The sequence below is a fragment of the Mesorhizobium sp. A556 genome (genome assembly GCF_054489545.1).
Genome location: NZ_JBTMXA010000003.1, coordinates 331,243 through 345,494, shown reverse-complemented (window position 1 = coordinate 345,494; position 14,252 = coordinate 331,243). Strand labels below are relative to the sequence as shown.

Here is a 14,252-nt window from a genome sequence, read left to right as displayed (position 1 = left end):
AGACCACGCTGTACATTTTCGTTGCGACTGCAAGGCGTGCCTGCTAGGTTCGCCCGATGGATCAAAGGGCGACCGATACGGGCTGGAGAGGCTCCGCAGAGACCTGGCTGGAAACGGCCTATGACGCGCTGATCGATGCTGGCGTCGATGCGGTGCGCATCCTTCCGCTTGCGCAGAAACTCAAGCTTTCGCGCACCAGCTTCTACTGGTTCTTCAAGGACAGGGATGCGCTGCTGGCGGCGCTGGTCGAACGCTGGCGCACCACGAATACGGGCGGCATCGTGCGGCAGTCGCAGGCCTATGCCGAGAGCATTGCCGAAGCCATGCTCAACGTCTTCGATTGCTGGCTCGACGGCGCTCTTTTCGATTCACAGTTCGAATTCGCCATCCGCAGTTGGGCGCTGCAGTCCGCCGATGTCGCGGCTCATGTCGCCGAGGCGGATACCGCGCGGATCGTGGCGCTGACGTCGATGTTCGTGCGCTTCGGCTGCGACCCTTCGCAGGCCGACGTGCGGGCGCGCACCATCTATCTTGTCCAGATCGGCTATATCTCGATGAAGGTCGATGAAGACCTTGCAACGCGCATGCGGCGCATCCCCGAATATGTCGAAATCTTCACCGGGCAGGCGCCGAAACCGCGCGAGATCGAGCGTTTTCACGCGCGATACGGCTTTCCCGCTATTTCGCTTCCGCTTCCTGCCGCAGGGTCGCGATAAAGCGCTTGGTGCGCTCACGTTGCGGATTGCCGAACAACTCGGCCGACGGCCCGGTTTCGACGACGACACCGGCGTCGAGGAAAACCACTTCGCGCGCGATTTTCGAGGCGAGGCGAAGATCGTGCGTCGCCATCACCATCGTCGTGCCTTCGTTGGCCAATGTACCCAGCACATCGACAACTTCCTGCGCCAGTTCGGGATCGAGCGCCGAGGTCGGCTCGTCGCACAAAAGCACTTTTGGGGAAGGCGCCAGCGCCCGTGCAATCGCCACGCGCTGCTGCTGGCCCCCCGACAGGGTCGCCGGCCATGCGTCGGCCTTGTGCGCCATGCCGACTTTCTCGAGCAGTTCCATTGCTCGCATTTTGGCGCGCTCGGCCGGCCATTTCAACACAGTCGTCAGGCTTTCCATGACGTTCTCGATGGCGGTGCGGTGCGGAAACAACTGAAAGTTCTGGAACACCATGCCGGTCTGGCGGCGAAGCCGCTGGATGTCCTTCGTGGCGAGCCGTTCTCCCGGCTTGAACACCAGCTTGTCGTCGCCGATGCGCACGCTGCCGGAGGTCGGGATCTCCAGCAGGTTGATGCAGCGCAGCAGCGTGCTCTTGCCGCCGCCCGAGGGGCCGACAAGGGCCGTGACGCTGCCCTCCGTGATGGTGACGCTGACGCCCTTCAGCACATGGTTTTCGCCAAAATGCTTTTCGATGTCGGTAAGGCCGATCATGCCCGTGCCTCCAGGAAGCCGCCATAGCGGTTGAGGCGCACCTCGAGCCGCGTCTGCAGGGCCGACAGCACCGAACTCATGGCCAGATAGAGGATCGCCGCCTCGACATAGAGGATCAGCGGCTCGTAGGTGGTTGCGACGATGCGCTGGGCTGCCTGGAACATCTCGGGCACCGTGATGGCTGCGGCAAGCGACGTGTCCTTGACCAGTGAAATGAAGGTGTTGGAGAGCGGCGGCACCGCCACGCGCATCGCTTGCGGCAGAATGGTGCGGCGCATCGCCTGGCTCCAGCTCATGCCGATCGAATAGGCCGCCTCCCATTGGCCTTTCGCCACGGAGCCGATGGCGGCGCGGATGATCTCGGATGTGTAGGCGCCGACATTGAGGGTGAAGCCGATCAGCGCGGCCGTAAAGTTGTCGAGCAGGATGCCGGCCGAAGGCAGACCGTAGAAGATCAGGAACAACTGCACCAGAAGCGGCGTGCCGCGAAAGATCCAGACATAGAAACGCACCAGCGCGACCAGCGGCTTTGGCCCGAACAGCCGGATCAGCGCCACCACCAGCCCGACAGTCAGCCCGAAGGCGAAGGACAAAAGCGTCAGCGGCGCGGTGAAGACGGCTGCGGCCCACAACAGGGGGCCGAGCGAATCCAGCATCAATTGCAGCCAATGGGGCACGGGAAACATCTCCTTGCGGGGTCACGGCTAGGGGCGGATACCGCCACTGGCACAGCCCAGTGCTTCATATCGTACGAAAAGCGGCGAGCCGTCAAAGACAACTCGCCGCATAAAAACCGGATTGGGAGCCGTCCGGTTCTTACTTCGAAACGTCCTGGCCGAAATATTTGTCGGCGATTTTCTGGTAGGTGCCGTCGGCCTTGATGTCGGCCAGCGCCTTGTTGATCGCCTCGACCAGTTCCGGGTCGCCCTTGCGAACGATGACGCCGGAATGGTCGGCGTTTTCTTCCTGCGCGGCGATCTTCACATTGGCGTCCGGCTTGTGCTTCTTGAAGTCGAGGAAGGACAGGCTGTCGTTGATGGTGGCGTCGGCGCGGCCGGTCAGAAGGAGCTGGATCGACTGATCGAAGCCTTCCGTGCCGACCAGTTCCGCGCCGTTCTCCTGCGCCAGCTTGCCGAAGTTCGAGGTCAGCGACTGCGCCGACTTCTTGCCCTTGAGATCGGCGAAGGACTTGATGTCGGTGTTGTCGCCCTTGACGATCAGCACCGCCTTGGAGGCGATATAGGGGTCGGAGAACGCATATTTCGCCTCGCGCTCCGGCGTGATGCCGACCTGGTTGATAACCGCGTCATAGCGGCTGCCGTCAAGGCCGGCGATCAGGCCGTCCCACTTGCCTTCGAGGAATTCGGGCTTGACGCCCAGCTTGGCGGCGATCGCCTCGCCGATCTCGACGTCGAAGCCGACCAGCTTGTTGTCGGTGTCATGGTAGGTGAAAGGCGCGTAGGTGCCTTCCGTGCCGATCTTGATGACGCCGTCGGCCTTGATCTGGTCGAGGTTGGCGCCGGCGAAGGAGGCGGTCAGCGCCAGCGCCTGCACGGCGCCGGCGATGATGAGTGAATTGAGCCATTTCATGGTGGGGTACCCTGCTTTCCGGCCGTTTCGCCGATGTTTGCCGACCGTTCGCCGGTGTTTGAATGAGGCGCAATCTGACAGAGTGGCCTTGGCAAAATAAGGAATGATTTTCTAATGATGGACCATATGGGGTATTTCATACCGAGTATCCCGGAAAGACGATGGTGTGCTTCCAGCGGTGGAAGCGCGATCGCTATTGCCGCCTGACCGACGGAACCATTTTCCGGCCCGGCACGTTATTTTCAGCCTAGGGCGATGCACGAACATTTCAAGCATTTACCCCGTCCGAGCGCCGGCATTTGAGTGCAGCCGGGTCTGATATGGGAGCGCGCAATTATGGAAGATACTGCCGGTCGCACCTTCATTCGCAGGGCCATGAAAGCTCCCTATCTCGAGCGCGAGGAGGAACATCTGCTGGCGCTGCGCTGGAAGCAGGACAACGATCAGAATGCGCTGCATTGCATGACTGTGGCCCATATGCGCCTCGTCATTTCGATGGCGTCGAAATTCCGGCATTTCGGCCTGCCTGCCGGCGACCTGATCCAGGAGGGCCATGTCGGCCTGCTGGAAGCCGCCGCCCGTTTCGACCCGGATCGGGAGGTCCGCTTTTCCACCTATGCGACGTGGTGGATACGGGCCTCGATGCAGGACTACATATTGCGCAACTGGTCCATCGTTCGCGGCGGCACCAGTTCGGCGCAAAAAGCGTTGTTCTTCAACCTTCGACGCTTGCGCGCCCGTCTCGCCACCGGCGACGGCCCGCTGACGAACGATGCGCTCTACCGGCAGGTGTCCGACGCGCTCGGCGTTTCCGAAGCGGATGTGGCGATGATGGATTCCCGGCTTTCGGCGCCGGACAGTTCGCTTAACGCGCCGCTTGCCGACGAGGCCGGTGCGGCGGAACGGATGGATTTCCTGGTTTCCGATTACCCGCTGCCCGATGAGATCGCAGGCGATGCGATCGATGTCGAGCGGCGCGCGCTGTGGTTGCGGGAGGCCCTTCAGGGGCTTAACGGGCGTGAACTTCGGATCATCGAGGAGCGCCGGCTGAGCGACGAGGGCGCGACCCTGGAGGCGCTGGGCGCGCAACTGGGCATCTCCAAGGAACGCGTGCGCCAGATCGAGGTGCGCGCGATGGAAAAGCTTAAAACCGCGCTGGTAAAGCAGAACCCCGAATTCCTGGCCGCCTGAACGGCATCCGGCCCCTATCTATCGGTAACGATTTTCACCTTGTCGCCGGCCGAGACGCTGGCGCCGGGAGACATGGCGTTCAGCACCAGGAACAGGTCCAGCTTGCGGTCGACACCGACCATCATGGCCGACAGCGTACCGATCGTCTGGCCCGGCTTTACGGTGACGACACGGATGTGCAGCGGCTTCAGCGCGGCCTTTTCGGCGGCGTTCAGTACGCGGAAACTGCCGCTGACCGTACGCGCCACGGCATCGAGCGAGGTGCTGGCCTTGGGTGCGGCGGTCAGCAACCGATAGACCTGCCCGTTGGCGCGGATGACGGCGATATCGAACTGCCAGCCATCGGCGCTGGCCTTGGCGACTGCCGCCTCGTTGCCGTCGATGGTTTCCTCGCGAACGCTGGCATTGTCGAGGCCGGCAACCCAGCCGCTGCGGACGTAATCGAGCAGAGAGCGGCTCTTGTCGATGGCTACGCCGTCGAAGCGCACCGCCATGTCGCCCGGTCCGGTGGCCGTCACCGCCGCTGCCGAATTGTCGATGGAAAAGCCGTCCGGCACCGAGAACGAAACGCCGAGGCGCGGATGCATGAAGGTGTTGCCGCGCACATAGCCTTCCTCGGGCGTATCGCCGTAGAGCAGGCCGTCTATGCCGGCCAGAAAGGAATTCCGGTCCACGGTGCCGACGCCGGGCGGGCCGAATTCGCGCGCGTGGCGCTGCGCCAATTCGATGCGCTGCGGCGTGTTGGGGTGGGTCGCCAGGAAGTCGAGGCTGGCATCGGTTGCGCCGCTGATCGAACGGAAATCGGTATAGGCCGACATCGACTGCAGGAAACGGCCGGCGGCATAGGGGTCATAGCCGGCTTCGCCCACCGACTTGATGCCGATGGCGTCCGCCTCCAACTCCTGGTTGCGCGAAAACTGTGCCATTCTGAGCTTGCCGCGGATCAGCGCCGCCTTGGCGGTCGGGCTGTCGCCGAGCACGTCGGACACGACCTTGGTCGCCAGCACTTCCTCGGCTTCCTTTTGCTGCCGTTGCAGACCGTGGTTGGCGGTGACGTGCCCCATTTCATGCGCGATCACGGCGGCGAGTTCCGCCGAATCGTTGGCCAATGCCAGAAGCCCGCGCGTGATGTAGAGATAGCCGCCCGGCAGCGCGAAGGCGTTGACGTTGGGCGAGTTCAGGATGGTGATGCGGTAGGTCTGGGTCGGGTTGGCCGATACCGTGGTGAGGCTGCCGACCACCTTGGCCACCATCCGCTCCAGCTTCGGGTCGGAATATTCACCGCCATAGGTTGCAAGAATGCGCGGGTGTTGCGCCTTGGCGAGTGCCGCGAGCTTGTTGTTGGCGGTGACGTTGTCGACCGTGACCGGCTTGTTTGATGGCTGGAATCCCGATTCCTGGATATCCGGCGTGACCATCTGGCACGCTGCGAGCGCAATAGCGAGGCTGCCCAGCGCGATGGTTCGCGTCAGGGAACGCAGGCAAGTGCGGTGAACGCCGACAGGCAGGGTGGCTTCCTTTCGGGTTCCAGGGAACGGTTCGAGCATAACAATCTTCCGAAACCGGTCCTTCGCATCCCGGAATACGAACGGCCAAGCCACAAAAATCCGGCACCAAAAGAATCGGCCGAGTAGCCGGACCTAGCCATACTCAACCCTGCATGGCAAGGATTCCCCGTCGCCCATGCAGCGGTCTTGGCCGTAAATTATGTCTGCTTTCGGGCAACATCGCGTGATACGCCGTCACCGGTTTCAGTTCCGATATAGCGCCTGAACGCTTCAGGTCCAGCGCCGTTGAAAAAATCGCCCACGGACCCGGTTGCCGCGACCTTGCCATCCTCCACGAATACGATGGCCTTGGCCATGCGGCGTGCATCCTGCGGCTGGTGCGTGACGAACAGGATCGTCATGGCGCGCGCCTCCTGCAGATTGGAAACAAGATCGAGCATGTCTTCGCGGAGCGCCGGCCCAAGCGAGGCGAAAGGCTCGTCGAGCAGCAGCACCGGCCGCTCGCGCACCAGCACGCGGGCAAGCGCCGCCCGCTGGCGCTCGCCGCCGGACAATTCATGCGGCAGGCGCTTTTCCTTGCCGGCAAGTCCGGTTTGCGCAAGCGCATCGGTCACAGCCGCGCGGTCGGCATCGCCCAGTCTCAAGGCCGGAGAACGGCCCAGCCCGACATTCTGCTCGACGCTCAGATGCGCAAAAAGGTTGTTCTCCTGAAACACCATCGAAACGGGTCGCGCCGCCGGCGGGTCCGCCGTGATATCCCGGCCTGCGATCAGCACGCGGCCGGTTTGCGGCGTCTCGAAGCCAGCAACCAGATTGAGCAGCGTCGATTTTCCCGAACCGCTCGGCCCCATGATGGCGGTGACGGTTGCCGGCGCGAACGCGACATCGAAGAAAAGCGGGGCCTCGCCATAGCTGAAAGAGACCCGATCGAGACGCACAGCAGCTCCCCCTTTTTCCGCACCGGCGTTCATGACGGCTTTTCCTTTCCCATGCGGGTGGCGGCAAACATCAGCGCAAGGCAGACAAGCCCCAGCAACAGCGCCAGTCCGGCGGCATCCTGCGTGCGGTAGCTGCCCATGCGGCCCAGCAGAAGATAGGGCAGCGTCTGCACGGCATCGCTGCCGAACAGGGCGATGACGCCGAGATCGCCGAGCGACAGCGCCATGGCGAAGGCGAAGGCCGTGGCAAACGGGCGGCGAAGCGAAGGCCAGTCGATCAGCCTCAGCCGGTTCCAGCCCGAAATGCCGAGCAGCGCGCACAGTTTCTCGTGGCGCTCGCTGGCCGCATCATAGGCCGGGCGCACGGCGCGAACGGCGAAGGGCATCGCCATCACCGCATTGACGGTCACGACCATGATGGGCGCGATGGCGAAGACATCGGCGAAATGGCGAAGCAGCAGGAACCAGCCCGCGCCGATGACGATGGGCGGCACCACCAGCACGAAGCTTGCGCCTGTGTCGGTCAAATGTTCCAGCAGCGATTTCTTCGCGTTGCCCTTGCGGCGCAGCGCCAGCGCCCGGCGTGCCGTCACCAGCGAAAGCGAAAGCAGCACGCAAAGCAGTGCCGACAGGACGGCCAGCACGATGCTGGTCAGCGTCGCCTGCCGCACAGCGTCTTCGCCGGCGAGCCGGCCAAGGTCGGCCTGAAGGCCGGCTACAACCGTTGCAAGCATCGGCCCGGCGACGAACAGCAGCGCCACAAGAATGAGCGTGGAATTGAGCGCCGTCTCGGTCCTGCCCGGCGTTGAGAACCGGCGCGGCGCGACCGGCAGATTGGCGTCGCCGGTGGTGTTGGCGCCAAGGCGCGCCAGCGCCAGCACCACGGCAAAGGTAAGCGCAACCTGCAAGGCGGTCAGCGCCACGGCGCGGGCGGGGTCGAAATCGAAGCGCAGCGCCTGGTAGATGGCGACTTCCAGCGTGGTCGCGCGAGGCCCGCCGCCCATCATCAAAACGATGGTGAAGGAGGTGACGCACAGCATGAAGACGAGACCGGCAACGCCCGGCACGGCCTGCCGTAGTGCCGGCCATTCGATCAGCCGGAAGGCGGAACGCGGCCCCATGCCAAGTTGGCTGGCCAGCCGCCACTGGTCGGCCGGCACTGTCTGCAACACTTCCAGGAACAGCCGCACGCAAAGCGGCAGGTTGAAGAAGACATGGGCGACGAGAATGCCGGAAATGCCGTAGATGCCGGGCCAGCTTTCACCGCCGACGGTCGAGAGAATGCCGGCGAGATAGCCGGCGCGGCCATAGAGCGCCAGAACACCCAGCACGACAACGATGGAAGGCAGCGCCAATGGCACGGCGAACAAATGCAGGATGACGCTGCGGCCGAAAAAGCGCGGATGCCGCGACAAGGCGCGCGCCACGAACAGCGCCGGCAGCACCGACAAAAGCGTCGATAGCGTAGCCTGCCAAAGCGTGAAGCGAACGATGCGGAACAGATAGGGATCGAAGGCGGCGACCGCCCCGGAAGTGTTTTGCGCGCCCTCGACGGCGAGGCCCGCGAAGGCGCCGCCGATCAGGATGGTGACGAAGCCAAGTGCGGCAAGGCCGGTGGCGATGCGAGGATCGGCGGGATGGCCAACGCGCATGGCCTAGCAATCCCTCTGATCAGACAGCGTCGTCAATTTTACTTACTCATCACATCAAGCCACTCGCTCACCCATGCCTTGCGGTTAGCGGCGACTTCCTCCGGCGAAAACAGCAGCGTCTTGGCCGGCTTCACCAATTTGTCGAAAGCCGGATCGAGCGGCTTGTCCATCTTGCCGGCCGGGAACATCCAGTTGGTTTCGGGGATGGCGTCCTGGAATTTCGGGCCGGTCATGAACGCCATGAACTTCTGCGACAGCGGATTTTTCGCGCCGGTGGTGGTGACGCCCGCGACCTCGATCTGGAGATAGTGGCCTTCGGCAAAGGATGCCGCCTGGTAGCGGTCGGTCTTCTCCGCGATCATGTGATAGGCGGGCGACGTCGTGTAGGACAGCACCATGGGCGCTTCGCCCTTGGTAAACAGGCCGTAGGCCTCGCTCCAGCCCGGCGTCACCGTCAGAACGCGATCCTTGAGCTTGGCCCAGGCTTCCGGTGCCTTGTCGCCATAGACCGAGCGCACCCACAAAAGCAGGCCGAGGCCCGGTGTCGAGGTGCGCGGATCCTGAATGGCGATTTTTTGCGACGGGTCGCCCTCGACCAGTTCCTTCATGCTCTTCGGCGGGTTCTTCAGCTTTTCGGTATCGTAGACGACGGCGAAATAACCGTAATCATAGGGCACGAAAATAGCGTCGCTCCAGCCGCCCGGAACGGTCACGTCGGATACCGCGCCATGTGGGGCGAACAGCCCCGTCGCCTTGGCCTCGGCGGTCAGGTTGGTGTCGAGGCCGAGCACCACATCGGCCTTGGTCGAAGCGCCTTCCAGCTTGACACGGTTGAGCAGCGCCACGCCGTCGGCGACCGAGACGAAGTCGACCTCGCAGCCGCATTCCGCCTCGAACGCCTTCTTCACCTGCGGGCCGGGGCCCCATTCGGCGGTAAAACTTTCATAGGTATAAACGGTGAGTTTTTCCGCCGCCGAAGCGGGAGAAACGAGCAGCGCCAGGGCTGGAATAATGAGTAGAGAAAAAATGCGCATCGGCGCCTCCTTTGCCAAGTGTTGAAAGGAATTGAGGCGTCGGGCTACCGAAGCACTAATCCCTCCGCCGGTACAAACCGGATCAGGTTCAGCGGGTTGGCAGGATTGCCTCTCAGCCGGTCCACGAAAAACGCGTCCGGCACCCCGTTAGAGCACCCTGAGACATAGGGTGGGATCGGGTGGGAGGCAAGCGAAGTTTGTCGCGGTGATGCAAGCGCGGCTTCCGTTTCCGATGCCGGGCTGATAGAGGCGTCGGCCATGAGCCAATTCACCATCCTGCTTGGCGGCGATCTCGTGCGCACGCCTTTGCTTGAACGTCAGATCGCGGACACCCGCATCATCGCCGCCGATGCCGGCATAGGCCATGCCGTCACGCTCGGCCTGACGCCGGAACTGTGGGTCGGCGATTTCGATTCCGTGCCGCCCAATTTGCCAGATCATCTCGCCTCGACGCTGCGGCAGACCTTTCCGCCGGAAAAAGACAAGACCGATGGCGAACTGGCGATCGCGGCAGCCCTTGAACGCGGCGCAACCTCGCTGGTCCTTGCCGGCGCTTTCGGCGGCGCGCGCGCCGATCACGCCTTCCTGCATCTGGCGCTGGCGGTGCAACTTGCCGAAAGCGGAACCGGGATCCTGCTGACCAGCGGCGCGCAGGAAGGCATTCCGCTGCCGCACGGTACGCACGAATTCGACTACGCCACCGGCACGCTGTTTTCGGTTCTCGGCTTTTCCGACCTTTCCGGGCTCACCGTCGAGGGCGCGAAATGGCCGCTGAACAATGTCGAGGTCGCCTTCGGTTCGTCGCTGACGATATCCAACGAAGTCAGGGGCCGGCTGCGCATCACGCTCGGCAGCGGCCGCGCCATGCTGCTGGTTCATCCCTATCCGCTGGCAGGAAGCTGAAAATGGCCCCTCCGCTGCTCAATCTCGACGGAATAAAACTGACTTTCGGCGGCACGCCGCTGCTCGACGGCACCGAACTGATGGCCTCCGCCGGCGACAAGATCGCGCTGGTCGGCCGCAACGGCTCCGGCAAATCGACGCTGCTTAAGATCGCCGCCGGCCTGATCGAACCGCAGGACGGCGAAGTCTTCCGCCAGCCTTCGGCAACCATCCGCTATCTGCCGCAAGTGCCGGACATGGATGGGTTCGACAGCGTGCGCGCCTATGTCGAGGCGGGTCTCGGGCCGGCCGACGATCCGCATCGCGCCACCTATCTGATGGAGCATCTGGGGCTTACGGGTGAAGAGCGCCCGGCCGATCTTTCGGGCGGTGAAGCGCGGCGCGCGGCCCTTGCTCGCGTCATGGCGCCAGAGCCGGATATCATGCTGCTCGACGAGCCGACCAACCATCTCGACCTTCAGGTTATCGAATGGCTGGAGGAGGAACTGGTTCGCACCTCGTCGGCGCTGATCGTCATTTCGCACGACCGCCGCTTTCTGGAGCGCGTGTCGCGCGCAACGGTGTGGCTCGATCGCGGCCAGACGCGGCGGCTGGACAAGGGGTTCGGTCATTTCGAGGCCTGGCGCGACCAGGTGCTGGAAGAGGAAGAGCGCGACCAGCACAAGCTCGGCCGCCAGATCGTGCGCGAGGAACACTGGCTGCGCTATGGCGTGACCGCGCGGCGCAAGCGCAACATGCGCCGGCTCGGCGAATTGCAGACCATGCGCCAGCAGTTTCGCGGTCATCGCGGGGCCGAGGGTTCAGCCACCATGACGGCCAGCGACGCCACCGAATCCGGCAAGTTGGTGATCGAAGCCAGGAATATCGGCAAGAGCTTTGGAGATCTGACCGTGGTCGACGGCTTTTCGACGCGCATCCAGCGCGGCGACCGCGTCGGCCTGGTCGGGCCGAACGGGGCCGGCAAGACGACGCTTTTGAAGATGCTGACCGGTGAACTGCAGCCGGACACGGGTTCGATTAGGCTCGGCACCAATCTGGAAATCGCCACCCTCGACCAGAAGCGCGAGGCGGTCGATCCGGCCGAGACGCTGGCGCAGTACCTCACCGACGGGCGCGGCGAAAACCTCGTCATCAATGGCGAGCAGCGCCACGTCGTTTCCTACATGAAGGACTTTCTGTTCAAGGCCGAGCAGGCGCGCACGCCGGTCCGCGAACTGTCCGGCGGCGAGCGGGCGCGGCTCATCCTGGCGCGCGTGCTGGCACGGCCGGCAAACCTTCTGGTGCTGGACGAACCGACCAACGATCTCGACATGGAAACGCTGGAATTGCTGCAGGAACTGGTCGCGGGCTTCGCCGGCACGGTTATCCTGGTCAGCCACGACCGCGATTTCCTCGACCGCACCGTCACCAGCATCATCGCGCCGGACGGCAATGGAAGCTGGATCGAATATGCCGGCGGCTATTCCGACATGCTGGCGCAGCGCGGCGGCACCAGGCTGGACGACCGCAAGGCGCGCGCGAAGCTGCAAGCGGGCGCAGCGGCTGGAAAGCCCGAACCCGCCGCGCCAAAAGGCCCTGCGAAAAAGCTGTCGTTCAAGCAGAAATTCGCGCTGGATACGCTGCCCAAGAAGATCGAGGCGGTGACGCAATCCATCGCACGGCTGGAAAACAACATCGCCGATCCGGCCTATTACGAACGCGACCCTTCATCGTTCCAGAAAACCATCGCCGCGCTCGACAAGGAACGCGTCACGCTGGCCGCGCTGGAAGAGGAATGGCTGGAACTGGAAATGCTGCGCGAGGAGTTGGAGGGGTAGCGCGCGCTTGCAGACCTGCGCGTATGCGCATAATATATGCGCGCCATTAAGGAGATAGCGGATGCCCAGATCAGCGGCGAATGTGGCTCGGCGACCGACCAACCTGTCGATCGACACTCATCTCATGAAGGACGCCAAGGATCTCGACGTCAACGCGTCTCGGGCGGCGGAAGCAGGAATAGCGGAAGCAGTCGCCGCCGAAAAGGCACGACGATGGAAGCTTGAAAACCGCGCCGCCATCGAATCGTGGAACGAATATGTAGAAGAACACGGTATTCCACTGGAAGAATACCGGCAGTTCTGATGGCACGTTACGACGTTTTTGCTCGAGCCGGCGGCGGTTACCTGCTCGACATTCAAGCCGACCTGCTCGGTCAGTTCAAAACACGAGCGGTGGTGCCTCTCCTGCCGGTCAACACGGTACCGCCGCCAACACGAAAACTCCATCCGGTATTCGATATTGACGGGCACAGGCTGGTGATGGCCACCCACCTTATCGGCACAATTCCCACCAGGGAACTCGCCGAACCGCGAACCAATCTTCTCCACCACCATGACGACATCGTCGCCGCGCTGGACATGCTGTTCCAGGGCTTTTAGAGCAACCGCTGCATCAGCAATCGCTGCGTCCTACCCCGCCGTCTTGGCAGCCCAGGCTTTCAGAGCCTCGTCGAAGACCTTGTCGCCCGGTATGCCTTTTTCCATGGTCAGCAGCGCGCGGCGGCCGGATTTATAGATGACCGGCACGTCGATCCAGTCCTGGTTTCTGAGCAGGGCCAGATTGGTGGCCTCGTCCGCCTTGGTGTCGTTGAGCGCGACAAGGAAGAACCCGTCGGCGATCTTGGCGGGAATGCCGATCAGCGGGCTGCCGGCGTCCTGCTCGGAGGTTTTCATTGCCACGCGCAGGATGTTGTCGATGCCGCCGCCCTCGAAGCTGTCCGGGGTAAGGAAGATCAGCTCGATGATATGGCTGGCCGGCAGCGACGCGTCGGTGTTACGGCGGATGGTCATGCGCAACTGGACGTCCTTGCCGGGGATGGTCGCTTCGGCGCGGATCGCGGGCTCCGGCGGGGCATCGCCGCCGGGCGATTCCTGCACCAGAGACCAGACTATGCTGCCGGGCTCGGCCGAGCCCTGCGCGACATTGGTGCGCTCTTCATAGAAGATCGCTTTTTGCCCGACCGCCAGCGGGGCCTCTATCGCGGGCGGGGCGGTGTCGCTTGCCGGTGCGGCCGCGGGCGTTCCGGCCGATCCGGCTGGTGCCGTTGGTGTAGTTGGCGCGACCTCCGGGGGCGGCGTTGTCAGCGCCACCACGGAGGTGCCTTCGCCGATGCTGCTTTCGCCGCCGGCCGGGCCTGGATCGGTTTCCTTTCCATCGGCGTTCAGCCGCTGGGTGAATTTCGGCGGCTCGCTGGTTTCGGCGGGTGCGGGAGCGGGAGCGGGCGTACTGGACGCCGACGCGGCCGGTGCAAGCGGTTCCAGTTTTACGGTTTCCGTCTTGCCGGCGCCAAACATGCCCTTGAAGGCATCGGCATTCAACCAGATGCCATAGCCGCCGGCGGCGATGACCAGCAGCGCCACGCCTGCGGCGATCAGGCCGCCCCGGCCTCGCTTGGGCCCGAACGACCGCGAATCCTCGGGAATGTCGGTTTCGGGTTCTGCGCTTGAATAAGAAGGGGGATTGTCGGCGGCAACGGGAGCATTTGGCCCCGAGCGTCGGTCCGCGCTGCCGCGCGCGGTCTCGGCAGCGGGCGCATCCTTGCGGACCGCCTGGCCGTACTGCGCGCCGCCGACGGGCGCGGCCTGCACCTGCGGGGCCGGCGCAGGCTCGGTCCTGGCTGTCGGGCTGGAGTGGCTTGGCTGGTTCCTGTTGCGGTCGATGGAGGAAAAGATGTTTTCCAGTTCGGCCAGCGGATCCGATGCCGGGGCTGGCGCAGGTACAGCGTAAGTCTGCTCGACGGTTGCGATGGCATCTTCCAGCGCCCGCTTCTGACGCTCGGCAACACTGGCGGCCGGCGGCGGGTCGATGGCTGCAAGCTTGGCCGCGATGGTCGACCTTGCCTTGTCATAGACCCGCGAACGCGTTGCCGGCGTCGTTGCGCCCATGCCGTCGATTGTTTTTTTTAAAACAGCAACGAAATCTGCCATGCTTCAGTCGACCTGTCTTCATTTCCCGCGAGCG

General features: G+C 63.6%; 14 protein-coding genes and 1 riboswitch. Of the genes, 6 read left to right on the top strand and 8 right to left on the bottom strand.

Going from position 1 to position 14,252, the window contains the following annotated elements:
- Nucleotides 1-56 precede the first annotated feature (56 nt).
- Nucleotides 57-716 (top strand): TetR/AcrR family transcriptional regulator, encoded by a 660-nt coding sequence (locus tag ACX3P0_RS10170; RefSeq protein WP_459088132.1) that lies wholly within the window; start codon nt 57-59, stop codon nt 714-716.
- On the opposite strand, the gene ACX3P0_RS10165 is transcribed toward ACX3P0_RS10170, so the two are convergent.
- The 3 genes from ACX3P0_RS10165 to ACX3P0_RS10155 form a co-directional block, all read right to left on the bottom strand.
- On the bottom strand, nt 679-1,437 hold the full coding sequence (locus ACX3P0_RS10165) for an amino acid ABC transporter ATP-binding protein (RefSeq protein WP_459088130.1): 759 nt from the start codon (nt 1,435-1,437) through the stop codon (nt 679-681). The genes ACX3P0_RS10170 and ACX3P0_RS10165 overlap by 38 nt on opposite strands.
- Nucleotides 1,434-2,114, bottom strand: coding sequence for an amino acid ABC transporter permease (locus tag ACX3P0_RS10160; RefSeq protein ID WP_459088128.1), 681 nt, complete (start codon nt 2,112-2,114; stop codon nt 1,434-1,436). The genes ACX3P0_RS10165 and ACX3P0_RS10160 overlap by 4 nt, the downstream gene beginning before the upstream one ends.
- A gap of 139 nt (nt 2,115-2,253) precedes the next feature.
- Complete coding sequence (locus ACX3P0_RS10155) at nt 2,254-3,027, bottom strand: amino acid ABC transporter substrate-binding protein (RefSeq protein WP_459088126.1); 774 nt, start codon at nt 3,025-3,027, stop codon at nt 2,254-2,256.
- Nucleotides 3,028-3,360: 333 nt separating this feature from the next.
- Here ACX3P0_RS10155 and ACX3P0_RS10150 point away from each other — a divergent pair, with 333 nt between their 5' ends.
- Nucleotides 3,361-4,218, top strand: a complete 858-nt coding sequence (locus ACX3P0_RS10150) for an RNA polymerase factor sigma-32 (RefSeq protein WP_459088245.1) — start codon at nt 3,361-3,363, stop codon at nt 4,216-4,218.
- 14 nt (nt 4,219-4,232) lie between these two features.
- On the opposite strand, the gene ACX3P0_RS10145 is transcribed toward ACX3P0_RS10150, so the two are convergent.
- From ACX3P0_RS10145 to thiB, 4 genes are all read right to left on the bottom strand, one after another.
- Nucleotides 4,233-5,636 (bottom strand): M48 family metalloprotease, encoded by a 1,404-nt coding sequence (locus tag ACX3P0_RS10145; protein WP_459088243.1) that lies wholly within the window; start codon nt 5,634-5,636, stop codon nt 4,233-4,235.
- A 287-nt stretch (nt 5,637-5,923) separates the two neighbouring features.
- Complete coding sequence (gene thiQ, locus ACX3P0_RS10140) at nt 5,924-6,697, bottom strand: thiamine ABC transporter ATP-binding protein (protein WP_459088124.1); 774 nt, start codon at nt 6,695-6,697, stop codon at nt 5,924-5,926.
- Nucleotides 6,694-8,316, bottom strand: a complete 1,623-nt coding sequence (thiP, locus tag ACX3P0_RS10135; protein ID WP_459088122.1) for a thiamine/thiamine pyrophosphate ABC transporter permease — start codon at nt 8,314-8,316, stop codon at nt 6,694-6,696. Before thiP ends, thiQ begins: the two co-directional genes overlap by 4 nt.
- 38 nt (nt 8,317-8,354) lie before the next feature.
- Nucleotides 8,355-9,350, bottom strand: a complete 996-nt coding sequence (gene thiB, locus ACX3P0_RS10130) for a thiamine ABC transporter substrate binding subunit (protein ID WP_459088120.1) — start codon at nt 9,348-9,350, stop codon at nt 8,355-8,357.
- Nucleotides 9,351-9,392: 42 nt separating this feature from the next.
- A riboswitch (TPP riboswitch) is annotated at nt 9,393-9,507 on the bottom strand.
- Between the two features lie 101 nt (nt 9,508-9,608).
- On the opposite strand from thiB, the gene ACX3P0_RS10125 reads away from it, so the two are divergent.
- The 4 genes from ACX3P0_RS10125 (at nt 9,609) to ACX3P0_RS10110 (ending at nt 12,670) form a co-directional block, all read left to right on the top strand.
- On the top strand, nt 9,609-10,253 hold the full coding sequence (locus ACX3P0_RS10125; RefSeq protein WP_459088118.1) for a thiamine diphosphokinase: 645 nt from the start codon (nt 9,609-9,611) through the stop codon (nt 10,251-10,253).
- 2 nt (nt 10,254-10,255) lie between these two features.
- Nucleotides 10,256-12,070 carry an ABC-F family ATP-binding cassette domain-containing protein gene (locus ACX3P0_RS10120; protein ID WP_459088116.1) on the top strand — a complete coding sequence of 605 codons (1,815 nt, stop codon included), beginning with the start codon at nt 10,256-10,258 and terminating at the stop codon, nt 12,068-12,070.
- Between the two features lie 61 nt (nt 12,071-12,131).
- Complete coding sequence (locus ACX3P0_RS10115; RefSeq protein ID WP_459088114.1) at nt 12,132-12,374, top strand: type II toxin-antitoxin system CcdA family antitoxin; 243 nt, start codon at nt 12,132-12,134, stop codon at nt 12,372-12,374.
- A complete protein-coding gene (locus ACX3P0_RS10110; RefSeq protein WP_459088112.1) occupies nt 12,374-12,670 on the top strand; it encodes a CcdB family protein in 297 nt (98 codons plus the stop codon). Before ACX3P0_RS10115 ends, ACX3P0_RS10110 begins: the two co-directional genes overlap by 1 nt.
- 30 nt (nt 12,671-12,700) lie before the next feature.
- Here the strand turns inward: ACX3P0_RS10110 and ACX3P0_RS10105 are convergent, their stop codons facing one another.
- The gene (locus ACX3P0_RS10105; protein WP_459088110.1) at nt 12,701-14,218 is read right to left on the bottom strand and encodes a DNA polymerase III subunit gamma/tau domain-containing protein; all 1,518 of its coding nucleotides are present in this window, start codon (nt 14,216-14,218) and stop codon (nt 12,701-12,703) included.
- Between the last annotated feature and the right edge of the window lie 34 nt (nt 14,219-14,252).